Here is a 15,498-nt window from a genome sequence, read left to right as displayed (position 1 = left end):
CGTTGCGGTTTGTCCGGTCACGGCTGCTGCTTCTTCTGCCCGTGCCGGGTGTCGGCCAGGAGGCAGAAACGTTCGATGAGTTCGATTTCGCGCGGGTCGTACGGCCGCAGGCTCGGGCGGAACAGGTCGTGCTGCCACTTGGTGAAGTCGATGTCGCGCTCTCCGGCGCTGTAACGCTGGTACATGTATTCCCACGGTTCATAGGTCTGCGACAGCCCGGCGACGAATCCCCAGTTCCAGCAGCCGATTTTTTCGAGGAAGAAGAGCGGGAACATCTCCTGGACGGTGTTGCGCTGCTGCCGGTGCAGCCATTCGGTGTTGATGATCGGCCGCCCGTACCGGCGGAGGAAATCGATCATGACGACATTGTCGGCGTAGCTGCTGTAGTTGTGATAGGAGACGAGGTCCGAGAGCTCGAGCGCGGTTTTTTCCGCGGCGGAGAAGTGGCCGAGGCCGCGCCAGACGCACGATGTGAGCGGCTGGACGGGATCGACGGAACGGGCGACGTCGAAGATTCGTTTCACATGCGGAACCGATACGTCGCCGCGGTTCGCGGCGCCGGCTTCGTTGTAAAGGTCCCAGATCACGATGCGCGGATCAGCGGCGTATTTCGTGACGATTTCCTCTACCATGGCATAGAAGCGCCCGGCGTTCTCCGGTTCGTCCAGCGCCGGGTAGTAGCCGATCTGGTCGGTCGTGCTGTGCGGGGAATTCCTCCTTCCCCCGTGATACCCCCAGTCACAGGGCTGCGGGCCGAGCTGCTGCGGCCGGTAATTTTCATCCTTCGGCACGGTGCAGTCGTTTGCGAAGCAGACCATGACCGAGATCCCATGTTTCGCGGCGACGGCGAGGAACTGCTCGAACCGCAGCAGAAAGCCGTCGTGCTGCTCGTCCCAGACGATGAACTCCAGCAGCACCCGGACCGAATTGAAGCCGGTCGCCGCCGCAAGCTCCAGCTCGCGGTCCGCCGTCGCCAGATGCTGTTCCCAGTCGAGCTCCTGCCAGAACGCGATCCGGTTGCAGCAGTCTGCCGGGAGGTAGTTGCAGCCGCGCAGCCACGGCATTTCATGATACCATTCCCGGATTCGTTCCTTCGTCCATTGCGTCGCCATATTGATTCCTCGCGGTTGGTTGATGATTGCGCGTCAATAATATTATACCGAAGTCGGACCGCAATCGCAATACTGTTTTCAGTTATCAATATGCTGAAATCATTCAATTTTTATTTGAATTTGTTGAAAATAAAGGATATATTCCATTTTTATGAACAGCAGCCGTAAAACCGTTTTATATGCGAAGAATTTTTATTTGCAGCAGGAACTGCGCGGGATCATGGATTTTGCGCGCGGCCACGGCTGGCAGCTGGAGATTCCGCAGATGTACGGCCTGCCCGGACACGTCCGGAACTGGCGCGGCGCGGGGCTGCTGACCGACACCGGGTACTATACGGAAAAGCTTCATTCCGAGGGAGTGAAGATTGTCGGACTGTCGCTCGATCCGAAGCTCGTCAGGAACTCCGATGCGATCGTCGGGCCGGACAACCGCCGTATCGGGGAGGCCGTCGCCGAGTATTACCTCGCGCGCGGTTATCGGAATTTCGCGGCCTGCGAAGATGTTTACGGCCGGGACGATGCGTTTGCGGCGCGGGTCGAACGCGAGGGGTTCCGCGCCGAGCGCATTGCGCTGCCGCGCTATTTCCGTTCTCCGCAGGCGCTGAAGCGGATGGCCGAACGGCTTGCGCAGCTTCCGGCGCCGTGTGCGCTGTTCTGCAACAATGACTGGGAGTCCGTTTCGGCGCTGAACGCGGCGGACCTCGCCGGAATTCCGGTGCCGGACGGAATCGCCGTCGTCGGCGTCGGCAACGAGGAGCTGATCTGCACGACGTCATCGCCGCCGCTGTCGAGCATCGAAACCCGGCTGTACCTGCGCGGCCTGCGCGCGGCGGAGGAGCTCGACCGGGTGATGGAGGGGGCGCCGCCGCGCGACGAGCCGATCCTCGTGGAGCCGGGACAGGTGGTGGAGCGGGCCAGCAGCGACTTCTTCGCGGTCGGGGACCGGCAGCTGCGGAAGATGCTCGAGTATCTGCGGAAGCACGCCGCTTCGCCGGTGCAGGTGGCCGGGCTCGCGCGCCGCTTCCGCATGAGCGAGTCGAAGATCTACCGGCTGTTCCGGAGCGGGATCGGCCTGTCGCCGAAGGAGTTCCTGACCGATGTCCGGCTGAACCTCGCCCGGACCCGGCTGGTCGATTCGGACGACACGATCGTCACGGTGGCTGCCGAGTGCGGCTTCCCGTCGCCCGGCGCGCTCTTTGAGCTTTTCCGGGCCCGCTGCGGCCAGACCCCCGCCGACTGGCGCGAAGCGAACCGGTGGAAATAAAGAAGCGGGCCCGTTCGGCCGGTTTCAGTTCGGCGGCGAAGTGGAAATCGCGCTTTTTGCCTGCTATATTAATGAAATGAATGATTCTGATTACACCGATCTGCCGGTGCGTTCCGTCCTGCCGGAGCTCGTTGCCGCGCTCGATTCGCACTCCGGAGCCGTGCTTGCGGCCGCGCCGGGTGCGGGCAAGACCACGCTGGTCCCGCCCGCGCTGCTCGATGCGGTCGACGGCGGAATCCTCCTGCTTGAGCCGCGCCGGGTTGCCGTGCGCGCCGCCGCCCGCCGCATCGCGTCGCTGCTGGGCGAGAGCATCGGCGGCAGGGTCGGTTATGTCGTCCGCGGCGAAAGCCGGACTTCGCCGTCGAACCGGCTCACGGTCATGACTCCGGGCGTCCTGCTGCGGAAGCTTCAGGCGGACCCGGAGCTCGGCGGCGTTTCGCTCGTCATCTTCGACGAGTTCCACGAGCGCAGCCTTGAGAACGATCTCGACCTCGCCTTCGTGCTCGACGTGCAGGAGAATCTGCGGCCGGAGCTGAAGATCCTGATCATGTCCGCCACGCTTGAAACCGGCCGGATCGCCGCGCTTCTGGGCGGCGTCCCGGTTGTCGAGGCGCCGGGGAGACAGTTTCCGGTTGAAATCCGTTACGATGAGGGAGGGCTTGACCGCTTCCGGCCGGCCTCCGGAACGGCGCGCGCCGTGGTGAAGCTCTATCGGGAGAGTGACGGCGATCTGCTCGTTTTTCTGCCCGGAATGCGGGAGATCGACGAATGCGCCGCACTGCTGGCCGGAATGCTGCCGGAGCAGGCGCTGCTCCTGAAACTGCACGGCTCGCTCGGCGCGGCGGAACAGGACCGGGCGCTCGTTCCGGCTCCGCCCGGCATGCGGAAGGTCGTTCTCGCGACGAACGTCGCCGAAAGCAGCATCACGATCGACGGAATCACCGGCGTGGTCGATTCCGGGCTCGAACGGCGCATGCGCTTCGATCCCGCCGCCGGAATCCCGTTTCTTGAGGTCGGGCCGGTATCGAAGGCGTCGGCGGCGCAGCGGAGCGGACGCGCCGGGCGGACGCGCCCCGGCGTCGCCGTCCGGCTCTGGAACGCATTCGAAGAACGGAGCCGCCCGGAGCGGACGCAGCCCGAAATCCTCGAAGCCGATCTGGCCGGTTTTGCTTTGGAGACCGCAGCGTGGGGGACTCCCGCCGAAGCGTTGCGCTGGCTCGATGCTCCGCCTTCCGCCCGGCTGGCTGCGGCGCGGACGCTCCTGACGGAACTCGGCGCCTTCGACGGCGGCGGCCGGCTGACGGCGCGCGGCCGGGAACTCGTCCGGCTGCCGGTCCATCCCCGCCTCGGTGCGATGCTGCTGACGGCGCGGGAGCGCGGGCTTCTGCCGCTCGGCTGCGGGATCGCCGCTTTGCTTGAGGAGCGCGACACGTTCCGCGGGGCGCGGGGAGCGGATTTGCGCGAGCGGCTGGCCGGGATGTGTTCGAATCCCGGCGCATTCCGGAATCAGCTCGTCATCAGGCGGCAGCTGCTGGAACTCATGGGTGCGAAGGACGCGGTTTGCGATGCCGAGGCAGCCGGACTTCTGGTCGCTTCGGCGTTTCCGGACTGGGTCGGCAAGGCGCGGAGCCGCCACGGACGAAGCTATCTGCTCTGCGGCGGCTCCGGCGGCGTGCTGGCGGAGGGGGACGATCTGGCCGGGTACGAATTTCTGGCAGTGGCGCGGCTTGAGGGGGGAGCCGGGCGCGAGCCGGCGATCCGGCTCGCGGCTCCGGTGGAGGAGGCGGCATTGGTCTCACTTTTCAAAGAGCGGCTCCGCGAGGTCGATGCAGTTGAATTCGACCCGGAGCGCGAACGGGTGTACGCCCGGCGCGAACTCCGGCTCGGCGCGGTCGTCCTTCGTTCGACGATGCAGGAGAACCCGCCGGAGCAGGCGCTCGCCGAGGCCGTGCTGAACGCCGCCGCCGGCCGGAACCGGCCGCTGCCTCCGGAAGGGGCGAAAGCGGCGCGGCAGCTCTTCGAGCGCGTGGCGTTCGCCCGGCGGCAGGAGCCGGAGGAGTATCCGGACTGGGGCAGCGGCTTCGCCGCGCAGGCGGCTCCGTTTCTTGCCGGAATCCGTTCCTTTGCGGACCTCGACCGCTTCGACTGGCTGGAGCTGCTGCGGAATCTGCTCGGATTTGAACGGCTTCGCGCGCTCGATGCGAATTACCCGGAGGCGTTTACGACTCCGGCCGGGGCGCGCCATCGGATCGACTACGACAATGAGATCCCGACCCTTTCCGCGAAGGTGCAGGAGTTTTACGGGGTCGGATCGCACCCGGCGGTCGGCCGGAAACGGATTCCGCTGCGGATCGAGCTGCTTTCTCCGGCGCAGCGGCCGGTGCAGGTCACGACGGATCTGCCGGGCTTCTGGCGCGGAAACTGGCCGCTGGTGCAGAAGGAGATGAAGAGCCGCTACCCGAAACACTTCTGGCCGGACGACCCGGCCTCCGCCGACCCGATGCTCCGTACCGTCAAGCCGAAAAAAGTGTGATCGGCCGGGACGCCTCACTCCTGGCCGGGAGCTTTGGGCCGCGCGGCAGGCTCGAAGCCGTACCCGGCATCGGTGTCCTGAAGAGGCGTACCGGGGGGAAGCGCACTCCCGGCCGCCGGAGGCAGGAGGTCCCGTTTGGAAGAGGGGGGAACGCGGCGGAATTTCCGGTATTGCCGGGAGAATGCGGTGATGTCGGAGTAGCCGAGCCGTTCGGCGATCTCCTTGATTGAGAGCCTGGTGTGCAGCAGCAGCGCATCGGCCTGGTTGAGTCGCCGCTGAATGCGGTAATCCTGCGGAGAGAGCCCGGTCCAGCGACGGAAGGATTTCCGGAAGTTTTCGTAGCCCATGCCGATCGACCGGGCCAGTTGCGGCAGCGGAGTGGTGTCGGAGACGTCGTCGAGCAGTTGTTTGATCCGTTCCAGCCGCTGCATCTCCTTCCGGTTCCCGGAGGCAACGCCCGGCGTTGTCGAGCCGGCCAATTCGTCGAAGAAATTCAGAATCGCCGCATAAGCCCGTGCGGCTCCCGTGCTTTTGTTTATGCAGAACAGAGAGTCCGTATAAGCTTCCGCCGCGCCCAGAAGAGCCGGGGAAATGCCGGGCGATAAAAAAGTCAAATCTTTGCTCAGAATGCCTGCCGCCAGCAGAGCGTCGGAAAGGCTTTGCGGCAGAGCTGCGGAAAATTCCAGCCAGCCGTCCGCCCGAAAGTGCTTGGACATGTAAAACGGGGTGTCGGCATGCCGGAGGACCAGGTCTCCCTCCCGGTAGTCGAAACTCCGGGACAGGTGGTCCTTGAAGATTCCGTATCCTTTTATAATGTAGGTGATAGCGAAATATTTGTGCCGGGAGTATCCCCCCGCGTATTCCGGAATGAAGGTGTGGTCGTAAAAGCCGCCGGAAAGTTTTTCCGCGTGATCCTCCCCGCTGCCGAGATAAAGGCAGTTGCTCCTCAACTGCAGATGCTGTATGGCTTTCATGCTGTTTCCCTCCTGATTTTTTAATATACCTGCAAAGAGGCAAAAGCAAATACCAGATATGCCAAAAGATTGGATTTTTTACTGTTGTTTTTCGGAGGCATTCCGGCATAATATAAAAGAAAGGATAAAATAAGATGCTTTCTTGTCAACTTGCGGTGATCGGTGCCGGTTCGGCCGGCTGCGGGGCCGCTCTCGCGGCTTCGCGGCTGGGAATCGATACGGTGCTGGTGGAAAATTATCCGCGCATCGGCGGAATTTCAACGTTCGCAGGTGTGAACTGCTATGAACCTGTGGCGGGGGCGACCGGGATTTCCCGGCTGCTTTTTGAGGAGATGCGGCGGAACGATCCCGCCGGTGTCGGTATTTACCGGATGGCGCGGCATTGTGCGGTTCCGGCCGGGGACGAACCGCCGTTCCCCGGTGCGGAGCAGCGGATCAACCCGGCGGGACGCTATGAGGATACGCTCTGTTCGCATGTGGAGGAACGGGAGCCGCGGAAAGCGTTTCTGCTCCGGAGCGGAGTCATCTTTGAGCCGGAGCTTTTCTGCCGTACCGTGGAAGGAATGCTGGCCGGATCCGGCTGCTGCCGCATCCGCACAGGCGTCGCACCGGCGGCGCTCGATTGCAGGGACGGCGTGCTGCGGCGGATGGTATTGACGGATGGGACGCGGCTTGAAGCGGCGCGCTGGATCGATTGTTCCGGGGCGGTCGCGGCGCAGTGCGGCTGCCGGATGCTTTTCGGGCGGGAGGCTTCAGGCCGGTTCGGCGAATCCGGAGCGCCGAAGTTTCCGGAACCGGTGCTGAACGGCGTATCGCAGATTTTCCGCATCCGGCCGGCGGCCGGCGACGCGGTGGAGCCGCTTCCCGCCGCGTGCTGGTGGGCGGCACAGTTCCCGGCTGCCTGCTTCACGGAGTATCCGAATGGGGATTTCAACTGCAATATGCTGCCGACCATGAGCGGATTGGAATTTTATGCGCTCGGAACCGATGCGGCGCAGGCGGAATTGAAACGGCGGGTTTATGCGTACTGGCACTATTTGCAGACGGGATTTCCGGAGTTCCGGCGTTTCCGGCTGCACCATATTTTTCCGCGTCCGGGCTGCCGCGACGGCTATCGCGTGCTGTGCCGCGGCATGCTGACCGAACGCGATATCCTGGGCGGCCTCGGCCGCCAGAAGCGCGACGAAATCATTGCTTTGTGCGACCATCCGCTGGATTTTCATGGTCGCGGCGGGGGAGGGCGAAGCGGTTCCCTGTACGGCATTCCCTATCATTCGCTGGTTCCGGCGGGGATGAAAAACCTGCTGGTGGCGGGACGGATGGCGGGATTCAGCGCGCTGGCGGCTTCGAGCTGCCGCCTGTCGCGGACCATGCTGCAGCTCGGAGAGGCGGCGGGAACGGCGGCGTACCTGAGTCTGGAACGGCGGGAGGATTTTCCGGTATTGCCGCCCGGAGTTGTCCGTGAGCTTCTTCGGGCCGGCGGCGTCGAATTGTAATGAAAACAACGAAAGGAATGTGCAAAATGAGCATCGAAGGGAAAAAAATCATCATCACCGGCGGAGCAACCGGCTACGGCTACGGGGATGCCAGGGCACTGAAAGCCGCCGGCGGTGAAGTCTGGATCGTCGGCCGCCGCCTTGAAAGGCTCCGGAAAGCTGCGGAGGAGCTGGGAGTCCGGTTCATTCAGGGCGATATCACCCGCGGGGAGGACTGGGACCGCATCATGGAAACGGTCGGGGAGGTCGACATCCTGGTCAACAACGCCGGAGTCGCCGTGAAAGTCGAACCGCTGCTTTCCTTCAGCGACGAGGAGATATTCCGTTCGATCAACGGCAATCTGACCGGCGCGATTCTGGGATGCCGCCGGGTGGCGGAGAAGATGGTCGCGCGCAAATCCGGGCTTATCATCAATGTGACCAGCGTCTGCTCCCATTACGGCTGGCCGGGCTTCGCCTGCTATACGGCGGCCAAGGCAGGGCTGGATATGTTCAGCCGGGCGCTCTATACCGAACTGCGTCCGCACAATGTCCGCGTGACGGTTCTCACGCCGTCGTGGGGCGCGACGGAATTCGGCATCGCCGCCAAGTTGCCGCCGACGGAAAAGGAGCTGGCGGCGAAGATGATGTCTCCCGATCAGATGGGAGAGCTGGTGCGCTATATCTGCGACTTCCCGGAACATCTCGAATTTCCGGAGATCATGGTTCAGCCGCTGGTTCAGGAGATTATTCCGTTCTGACGGAACAAGAAAGGAGTCGAATCCATGAAGTTCAGGTTGAAGTTGACCGGCGCGGCGATGCTGCTGGGCGCCATCGTCTCGCATGGGGCGGATGTTCCGGCATTCCGTTATTCCGGTACTGCGGCGGAGCGGGCCTGGCTCAACAACATGTCGGCGCTGATGTTCGGCGGCAACGCGATACGCTGCGCGCTTTCCACGCGGGAGCTGCCGGAGGGAATCTCCTGTGCGCTGCTGGTGGAAGGCTCCTCGCCTGCCGGACGGAGGGAAAATATCCTTGTCGCGTTCCCGCGCAGCCGGGTCGCCGGTGCGGAACTCCGGTACCGCGCGTTATCCGGCAGGGGCAAACTGATCCTCGGCCTCGGTTCCGGCGAAAACTACCGGCAGCGGGAAGTGACGCTTGATCCGGGGGACGGCGGCTGGAAAGAAGTCTCCTATGCCGATGAACGTATCCGTGACCTCACCTGTGTGACGATCGCTTTCGTCACCGAAGGGGAGCCGCTGCTGTTTGAAGTTGCCGGGCTCAAGGTCCGCACACCGGAGGGAAACGTGATCGATGCGATCGCGCCGGAACGCCATTTCCTCGCTTTCGATTCGGCCGCCGTTCCCGCGCCGGAGGGAAAAAGCCCGTCGATGAACGGGCGCGTGATCCTCGGAATGGGCGGCGGCTATGCCGCGATTCCCGCTTCGATCGACGCAATCGAAAAAATCGCCGGAATTTTCGGCAATGACCGGTTCGCGATCGCGCCGGATTTCGATTACGGCCAGATCGCGCCGCTGCGCAACGACTACCTCAGGCGGGACCTGCCGATGAGTTACCAGACCACGCTGGTCCGCGAAGTCGGCGGATTTTTCGGCGCGCACGGGGCGTTCGGCGAAGGACTGTCCGGCTTCAGCCGCAACCGTGAACTCGACCGGCGCAAATGGCCCGGCGGAGCCCAGTACCACGGCGGCAGCTTCTGTCATCCGGCGGCGGCCGAAGCGCACAAGAAGATCATCGACAAGCTGGCGGCGGCGGGGATTGCCGACTACATCATGCCCGATGTCGGCTGGTGGGAGAGTTCCACGGCGGGATTTTCCAAGGCCGATGAAACCGCGTTTCGCGCCTGTCTTGCCGGAAATGATCCCGGCGTCGAATTCGCCCTCTTCCCGGAGGGGCGCCGCCGGATCAGATTCCCGGAATATTTCAAATGGACGTTCGGCGTGGAACTTACGCCGCAGAAGCTCGGATTGGACTCTTATGACGGATTTGCCGCGCCCCGTTCGCGTGCTCCGGGCGGGGAATCGCCGCAGTACCGGCTGCGGCTGGCGGTCTTCTATGCGCTGAAACGTTATGCGCTGCTCCGGTTCTTCGACGAAATCGGCGCCTACGGCAAAAGTAAGGGAGTCAATGTCGTGGCGATGCCGCTGAACTGTTCCTGCTTCGGACAGGGAATGGCGCGGCTGGACGGCCTGCTGGCGGTCAATTTCGATCTTTGCGACGTCAACAGCTTCAATTCGCCGGAATCGCCCGCTTACGGACGTCCGGGAGAACTGCCTGCCGAAGCCGGGCTTTTCGGCATGATCGCGCGCGGCATGAGCCGGTCGGAAGCGGCGAAGGCTTCCGGTACGAAGCTCAGGCTGATCCATGAAACCGGACAGGCCGGAGCGACCATCCCCTATCGCGATCCGCGCCTCAACTATGTATTGAATTATGCGTTGACCGGGGCGACCGGGGCGGACAGCATGCAGATTGATTTCCTGTCGACCTACACGCATCGCGGCCTGCCGACATGGGCACTGCTGAACGATCCCGAGCAGCGTTTCCATCACAGCCGCCTGGTTGATCAGCTCGTCGTTGCCGCTGCGTTCCGGGACGCATTCGACGCCGGTCTCAAAGCGCCGGACAATCGGGGAGAGGTGATTTCCATTGTCCGTTCCGCGGATTATTTCGCGGTTAGGGAAGAGGCCGGCATCGGGGATGTCGCATGGCGGAAACTGCTTTATCCGGTGGAGTTTCTGGATCGGGCGATGCTCGACGCTCCCTTCGTCGCGGAGAAAACCCGCGTCATTTTTGCGGACGGCAAAGGCCATACCGATCGTGAAGTGCAGAGCCTGACCGCTTACCTGAAGCGCGGCGGCAACCGTACGCTCGTGCTTTCTCCGCTGTCGGCGGGACGCCGCTTCGACGGTTCCGACCTGCTGAGCGCCTACTACGGCGAAGACACCGAGCTCAACGACGGCGAAGCTTATGCCGGTTTCGGAATTTCGGCCGCAGGAAAAAACGGAGCATATTCCTTTCGGCTTGATGGTTTTAAAACCGTTGCGCAGGAAAACGGGCGGCCGCTGCTTTCCGTCAAAACGCTCGCCAACGGCGCGTCGCTCTATTTGTTTCACCGGGAAGCGACTGATGCCGACCGCGCCCTGATCGCCGGAATCCTGGAGAAAGCGCAGGTCATGCCCTTTGGCAAAGGGGATGCGGATCTGCTGGTCCAGGAATTCGATCTGCCTTCGGGCGGAAAAGTATTCGCGCTTTTCGACCGGCGGCCCTGGAATGGATTCGTCTTCCGGAGCGGAGCACCGTCGCGGGAGAATTTCATGCGGTACGAAACCGGGCTGCCCCCGGCAACGGTCACGGTTTCGGGAGGCAGGGGAATTCTGTATGAACTGATTTCAGGAGAAAAACGTCCCTTTGACGGCGGGGAACTTACGCTGGACACGGCAGGGAAAAGCGCCCGGCTCTATTTCCTGCTGCCGGAGACTCCGCAGGGGAAAGCCGAACTGACCGGAGCGGAAGCGCGCCACGCGTTTCTGAATCGATATGTAACGGAAGAACTGGCGGGCTTCCTGAATGACAACCAAGAATGATGGAAGGAGAAAGCGGATGAAAATGGATATTTTCAGTTTAAGGGGCGTTAGCCCTCATTCCCGGAGGAGGCGCAGTTTCACCTTGATTGAACTGCTCATCGTGATAGCGATCATCGCCATTCTCGCCTCGATGCTGCTGCCTGCGCTGAATCAGGCGCGGGAGAGGGCGAAGAGCATCAGCTGCGTCGGGAAGCTCAGGCAGATCGGACAGGCCGCGAATCTCTACGTCGGAGATTATGCGGGAGTGTTGCCGCCCGCCCAGATCACCGGCGCCGGAACGGTCGGCATCATCGGCAATATTACGAATCTCTCCTGGGTCGCCGGAATCTGGCCCTACCTGATCGGCGACACGATGTCCTATGGCAATTCAATGAGGAAAAAATCTTATATTTGCGATGCCGGTCCGTTCCAGACTGCTTCGGGAGGTTCCCAGGCCGGCGAGCCCGTAACGAATTACGCATGGAACGGAATTTGCGGCCAGACTTCGCGCGGCGATTTCAAGTGTGTGAAATCGATCAAACTGGGTTCGCTGCGGAATCCTTCCTCGGGAGGACTCTGTCTGGATTACTTGAACCGCACCGTGGGACAGATGAACTTTCTGATAGAGAATTCAAGCGGCGCCAACATCTGGTCGTATGAAAAGACCCGCCTTGATTACCGGCATGGCAGCAATCGTTCGGTAAACGGCCTCTATGCCGACGGCCATGCGGGGACTTTGACCGGCATCCGGGACTGGGAGAATGACAAGGTTCTCGCCTTCGGCAGACTCGGACAGGCCGAAGCTCCGACCGTTGCCGGTTCTTTGTAGGCAGCTGCCTGCTCTCAGACGCCGGGCCTGTCGCCCCAGATCAGCTTGTGCATCTGGAACTGCATGCGGACCGGCGCGCGGCTGCTCACCACCCACTCCGCCAGGTCGGTGAAGGCGACTCGCCCCCAGACCGGGCTGGCCAGCAAGTTGGCGGTCTTCGACGGCAGGTCGTATCGGCGGATCACTTCAAGCATCGCGTCGAAATCGGTGCGGCAGGAGATCACGAACTTCACTTCGTCGTGCGGCGCGAGAAGAGCGTAATTCGAAAAATCGTTCCGTTCCGCCATTCCGGAGCCCGGCAGCTTGCAGTCGAGAATCTTCCGGACCTCGCGCGGAATCTCCGCAATCGGCAGCGAGCCGTTGGTTTCGAGCAGGACCTCGAAACCGGCGTTGAGAAGCCGGCGGCAGAGTTCCGGCGTCTCCGGCGTCGCCAGCGGTTCCCCGCCGGTGATTTCGACGAGCTTCGTCCCCGACTCCTGCGCTCTGCGGACCAGTTCGTCCACGGAGGCCGGTTCGCCCGCTCCGAAACTGCGGCCGTATCTTGTATCGCAGTAATTGCAGTCGAGGTTGCACCCCGCCAGCCGGATGAAAAAACAGATCCGCCCGGCATGGGTCGATTCTCCCTGAAGGCTCGTAAACGATTCGACGAGACGCACGGCAATACTACTCCTCGAAATAGGTGACGGCGGAGTGGTCGGATTCGCCGATGCGGACCCGGTGCACGCGGATCGCGCCGCCGTTCATCTTCTCGCTGATTTTGCGGTAGATGGTCTTGGCGAGATTCTCGCTGGTCGGGTTGATCTCGCGGAACTCCGGCAGCTCGGAGAGATTCGAGTGGTCGTAGACCGCCAGAAGAGAATCCAGTTCACTCTTGAGCTTCTTGAAGTCCAGCGCGATGCCGATCTCATCCTGCTCCGGCGAACGGACCACGACGGTGACTTTGTAGTTGTGTCCGTGCAGTTTGCAGCAGTCGCCGTTGTAGCCGCGCAGCTGGTGCGCCGCCGAAAACGTTCGGTCGATTTCAATTTCAAACATGATTTCATTCCTTTTTGCCTATTAATATAGACCCGGCCGGCCCGAAATTCAAAGCGGGGCCGGAAACAGAGCAAAAATGCCGCCGGGAAGACAATCCCGGCGGCATTCGGCTGTGTCTTGCCCGGAACAGCCTACGCGTTCTTCAGCGCATCGAGCAGCTTCGGCTTGCTCTGCACGCCGGACATGTCGTTGACGATTTTACCGTCTTTGTAGATGAAGATGCGCGGAATGTTCATGACCTCGAACTTGACGGCGAGGTCGCGGTTTTCGTCGATATTGACCTTGCCGATCGTCACATCGGCCGGAAGCTCGGCCGCGACCTGTTCGAGAATGCCCCCGAGCATCCGGCACGGATTGCACCACGGAGCCCAGAAGTCGACCAGCACCACGCCGGATTTTACGGTTTCGTCAAAATTCGCCGCATTCAATTCTTTGATTTCAGCCATTTTCGCTTTCTCCTTCTCTTAAGCGTTTGTTCCCGGTGAAGGGTCCATACCAGTGAATATAGCACGAATTGCCGGAAATCAAAATGAAAAATTCCGTTTTTTTGCGGAAGGGCGAGGCCGGAACCTGCGGGCGGGTCAGATTGTCGCAGGTGGGACAAAATGACGCGGCAAAGTGTGCCATCCGGGGCGGCGAATCCGGCAAAAAGCGCGTTTTCTTCCGTTTTGAGGGGAATTTTCCGGGTTGGCACGCCCTTTGCTGAGATTACTGGCATGATTTTGGAATGACAAATTGATCACTATACGCAAGGAGGATTGATTATGAGTAAGATTTTAGGTGTTGACCTCGGAACCACGAACAGCTGCATGGCTGTCATGGACCACGGCGAGTACAAGATTATCCCGAATGCGGAAGGCAACCGCACGACTCCGTCGATCGTCGCTTTCACGAAGAGCGGCGAGCGTCTGGTCGGCCAGACTGCGAAACGGCAGGCGGTCACCAACCCGAAAAACACGATTTTTTCGATCAAGCGCCTGATGGGGCGCAAATTCAGCGAAACCGCCCGTGAGCGCGAGCTCGTCCCGTACGAGATCGTCGAGGCTCCGAACGGCGACGCGGCCGTTCAGGTGGGCGACAAGATCTATTCCCCGCCGGAAATCTCCGCGATGATTCTGCAGAAGCTCAAGACCGATGCGGAAGCCTATCTCGGCGAGCCGATCACCCAGGCGGTCATCACCGTCCCGGCCTACTTCAACGACAGCCAGCGGCAGGCGACCAAGGACGCCGGCAAGATCGCGGGTCTCGAAGTGCTCCGCATCATCAACGAGCCGACCGCGGCCGCGCTGGCTTACGGCCTTGAGAAGAAGAGCGATGAAACCGTTGCGGTCTACGACCTCGGCGGCGGCACGTTCGATATCTCCATTCTCGAAATCGGCGACGGCGTTTTCGAGGTGAAGGCGACCAACGGCGACACCCACCTCGGCGGCGATGACTTCGACCTGGCGATCATCAGCTACCTGGCCGATGAGTTCCAGAAGGAGAACGGCGTCGACCTCCGCAAGGATCCGCAGGCGCTTCAGCGTCTGAAGGAAGCCGCGGAAAAGGCGAAGTGCGAGCTCTCCAGCAGCATGAGCACCGACATCAATCTGCCGTTCATCACGATGAATCAGGACGGCCCGGTGCATATGAACATCACCCTGACCCGCGCCCAGCTCGAAAAGCTCTGCGACCCGCTGCTCGAACGCACGAAGAAGCCGTGCGTGAACTGCATGCACGATGCGGACGTGACGAAGGACAAGATCAAGGAGGTCATCCTCGTCGGCGGCATGACCCGTATGCCGAAGGTCCAGGAAGAGGCGAAGAACATCTTCGACCGCGAACCGCACAAGGGCGTGAACCCGGACGAAGTGGTTGCGGCCGGCGCCGCGATTCAGGGCGGCGTGCTCGGCGGTGAAGTCAACGACGTGCTGCTGCTCGACGTGACCCCGCTTTCGCTCGGCATCGAAACGATGGGCGGCGTGATGACCAAGCTCATCGAGCGCAATACGACGATCCCGACCAAGAAGAGCCAGATCTTCAGCACCGCGGCCGACAACCAGCCGGCGGTGGACGTCCGGGTCCTGCAGGGCGAGCGTGAGCTTGCGAAGGACAATAAGTCGCTCGGGCTCTTCAAGCTCGACGGCATTGCTCCGGCGCCGCGCGGTGTGCCGCAGATCGAAGTCACCTTCGACATCGACGCGAACGGCATTCTGCACGTGACCGCGAAGGATATGGGCACCGGCAAGGAGCAGAAGATCACGATCACCGCTTCGAGCGGTCTCTCCGAGGCCGAAGTCGACCGCATGGTCAACGAAGCCAAGGCGCACGCCGAGGACGACAAGGCGGCGAAGGACAAGATCGAGACGAAGAACCACGCCGATTCGATGGTCTATCAGACCGAGAAGCAGCTCAAGGAGCACGCCGACAAGATTCCGGCGGAGGTCAAGAGCCAGATCGAAACGGCCGTCTCCAAGCTGAAGAAGGAGATCGAGTCCGAGAACGTTCCGGGTATGAAGGCTGCGATGGAAGAGCTCGAAGCTCTGCTGCAGAAGATCGGCGAGGCGGTCTACGCTTCGCAGCAGCAGCAACAGCAGCAGGGCGCGGCCGGTCCGTCCGCCGATGCCGGTGCGGGCAGCTCGAAGAAGTCGGACGATGACGAAGGCGTGGTCGACGCCGAAGTCGTCGAATAACGGTACGGCAGACACTCTTT

The 15,498-nt window shown here is 61.9% G+C and carries 12 protein-coding genes; 7 read left to right on the top strand and 5 right to left on the bottom strand.

Features of this window, described 5'->3' with window-relative positions; translation table 11 throughout:
- Positions 1 to 17 precede the first annotated feature (17 nt).
- On the bottom strand, positions 18 to 1,112 hold the full coding sequence (locus tag FYJ85_RS00505; RefSeq protein WP_106053080.1) for a cellulase family glycosylhydrolase: 1,095 nt from the start codon (positions 1,110 to 1,112) through the stop codon (positions 18 to 20).
- 151 nt (positions 1,113 to 1,263) lie between these two features.
- Here FYJ85_RS00505 and FYJ85_RS00500 point away from each other — a divergent pair, with 151 nt between their 5' ends.
- A complete protein-coding gene (locus FYJ85_RS00500; RefSeq protein ID WP_106053079.1) occupies positions 1,264 to 2,376 on the top strand; it encodes a substrate-binding domain-containing protein in 1,113 nt (370 codons plus the stop codon).
- Positions 2,377 to 2,452: 76 nt separating this feature from the next.
- Complete coding sequence (hrpB, locus tag FYJ85_RS00495) at positions 2,453 to 4,909, top strand: ATP-dependent helicase HrpB (protein ID WP_154416640.1); 2,457 nt, start codon at positions 2,453 to 2,455, stop codon at positions 4,907 to 4,909.
- A gap of 14 nt (positions 4,910 to 4,923) precedes the next feature.
- Here hrpB and FYJ85_RS00490 read toward each other — a convergent pair whose 3' ends face one another.
- Positions 4,924 to 5,883 (bottom strand): helix-turn-helix transcriptional regulator, encoded by a 960-nt coding sequence (locus FYJ85_RS00490; protein WP_154416639.1) that lies wholly within the window; start codon positions 5,881 to 5,883, stop codon positions 4,924 to 4,926.
- A 134-nt stretch (positions 5,884 to 6,017) separates the two neighbouring features.
- On the opposite strand from FYJ85_RS00490, the gene FYJ85_RS00485 reads away from it, so the two are divergent.
- The 4 genes from FYJ85_RS00485 to FYJ85_RS00470 are packed head-to-tail and all read left to right on the top strand — an operon-like array spanning position 6,018 to position 11,771.
- Positions 6,018 to 7,379 carry an FAD-dependent oxidoreductase gene (locus FYJ85_RS00485; RefSeq protein WP_154416638.1) on the top strand — a complete coding sequence of 454 codons (1,362 nt, stop codon included), beginning with the start codon at positions 6,018 to 6,020 and terminating at the stop codon, positions 7,377 to 7,379.
- Between the two features lie 26 nt (positions 7,380 to 7,405).
- Entirely contained in the window at positions 7,406 to 8,119 is a 714-nt protein-coding gene (locus tag FYJ85_RS00480) for an SDR family oxidoreductase (RefSeq protein WP_158703910.1), read from the top strand.
- A gap of 24 nt (positions 8,120 to 8,143) precedes the next feature.
- The gene (locus FYJ85_RS00475; RefSeq protein ID WP_154416637.1) at positions 8,144 to 10,963 is read left to right on the top strand and encodes a hypothetical protein; all 2,820 of its coding nucleotides are present in this window, start codon (positions 8,144 to 8,146) and stop codon (positions 10,961 to 10,963) included.
- On the top strand, positions 10,947 to 11,771 hold the full coding sequence (locus FYJ85_RS00470) for a type II secretion system protein (RefSeq protein ID WP_106053073.1): 825 nt from the start codon (positions 10,947 to 10,949) through the stop codon (positions 11,769 to 11,771). Before FYJ85_RS00475 ends, FYJ85_RS00470 begins: the two co-directional genes overlap by 17 nt.
- Before the next feature lie 14 nt (positions 11,772 to 11,785).
- Here the strand turns inward: FYJ85_RS00470 and FYJ85_RS00465 are convergent, their stop codons facing one another.
- The 3 genes from FYJ85_RS00465 to trxA form a co-directional block, all read right to left on the bottom strand.
- Positions 11,786 to 12,427 (bottom strand): radical SAM protein, encoded by a 642-nt coding sequence (locus FYJ85_RS00465; RefSeq protein WP_154416636.1) that lies wholly within the window; start codon positions 12,425 to 12,427, stop codon positions 11,786 to 11,788.
- A 7-nt stretch (positions 12,428 to 12,434) separates the two neighbouring features.
- Complete coding sequence (gene queD / locus FYJ85_RS00460) at positions 12,435 to 12,806, bottom strand: 6-carboxytetrahydropterin synthase QueD (protein WP_106053071.1); 372 nt, start codon at positions 12,804 to 12,806, stop codon at positions 12,435 to 12,437.
- Between the two features lie 131 nt (positions 12,807 to 12,937).
- Positions 12,938 to 13,252, bottom strand: coding sequence for a thioredoxin (gene trxA / locus FYJ85_RS00455; RefSeq protein WP_154416635.1), 315 nt, complete (start codon positions 13,250 to 13,252; stop codon positions 12,938 to 12,940).
- A gap of 318 nt (positions 13,253 to 13,570) precedes the next feature.
- On the opposite strand from trxA, the gene dnaK reads away from it, so the two are divergent.
- On the top strand, positions 13,571 to 15,478 hold the full coding sequence (gene dnaK, locus FYJ85_RS00450) for a molecular chaperone DnaK (protein ID WP_106053069.1): 1,908 nt from the start codon (positions 13,571 to 13,573) through the stop codon (positions 15,476 to 15,478).
- Positions 15,479 to 15,498: the final 20 nt, after the last annotated feature.

The sequence above is a fragment of the Victivallis lenta genome (genome assembly GCF_009695545.1).
Lineage (GTDB): Bacteria > Verrucomicrobiota > Lentisphaeria > Victivallales > Victivallaceae > Victivallis > Victivallis lenta.
Note: the sequence above shows the minus strand (reverse complement) of the source record. Positions and strands in the feature narration are given on the sequence as shown.

Excerpts from the sequence above, each read along its gene's own strand:
- FYJ85_RS00490 (WP_154416639.1), bottom strand. The coding sequence starts at position 5,883 with ATGAAAGCCATACAGCATCTGCAGTTGAGGAGCAACTGCCTTTATCTC.
- FYJ85_RS00470 (WP_106053073.1), top strand. The coding sequence starts at position 10,947 with ATGACAACCAAGAATGATGGAAGGAGAAAGCGGATGAAAATGGATATT.
- FYJ85_RS00505 (WP_106053080.1), bottom strand. The coding sequence starts at position 1,112 with ATGGCGACGCAATGGACGAAGGAACGAATCCGGGAATGGTATCATGAA.
- FYJ85_RS00500 (WP_106053079.1), top strand. The coding sequence starts at position 1,264 with ATGAACAGCAGCCGTAAAACCGTTTTATATGCGAAGAATTTTTATTTG.
- FYJ85_RS00480 (WP_158703910.1), top strand. The coding sequence starts at position 7,406 with ATGAGCATCGAAGGGAAAAAAATCATCATCACCGGCGGAGCAACCGGC.
- FYJ85_RS00475 (WP_154416637.1), top strand. The coding sequence starts at position 8,144 with ATGAAGTTCAGGTTGAAGTTGACCGGCGCGGCGATGCTGCTGGGCGCC.
- queD (WP_106053071.1), bottom strand. The coding sequence starts at position 12,806 with ATGTTTGAAATTGAAATCGACCGAACGTTTTCGGCGGCGCACCAGCTG.
- hrpB (WP_154416640.1), top strand. The coding sequence starts at position 2,453 with ATGAATGATTCTGATTACACCGATCTGCCGGTGCGTTCCGTCCTGCCG.
- FYJ85_RS00485 (WP_154416638.1), top strand. The coding sequence starts at position 6,018 with ATGCTTTCTTGTCAACTTGCGGTGATCGGTGCCGGTTCGGCCGGCTGC.
- trxA (WP_154416635.1), bottom strand. The coding sequence starts at position 13,252 with ATGGCTGAAATCAAAGAATTGAATGCGGCGAATTTTGACGAAACCGTA.
- dnaK (WP_106053069.1), top strand. The coding sequence starts at position 13,571 with ATGAGTAAGATTTTAGGTGTTGACCTCGGAACCACGAACAGCTGCATG.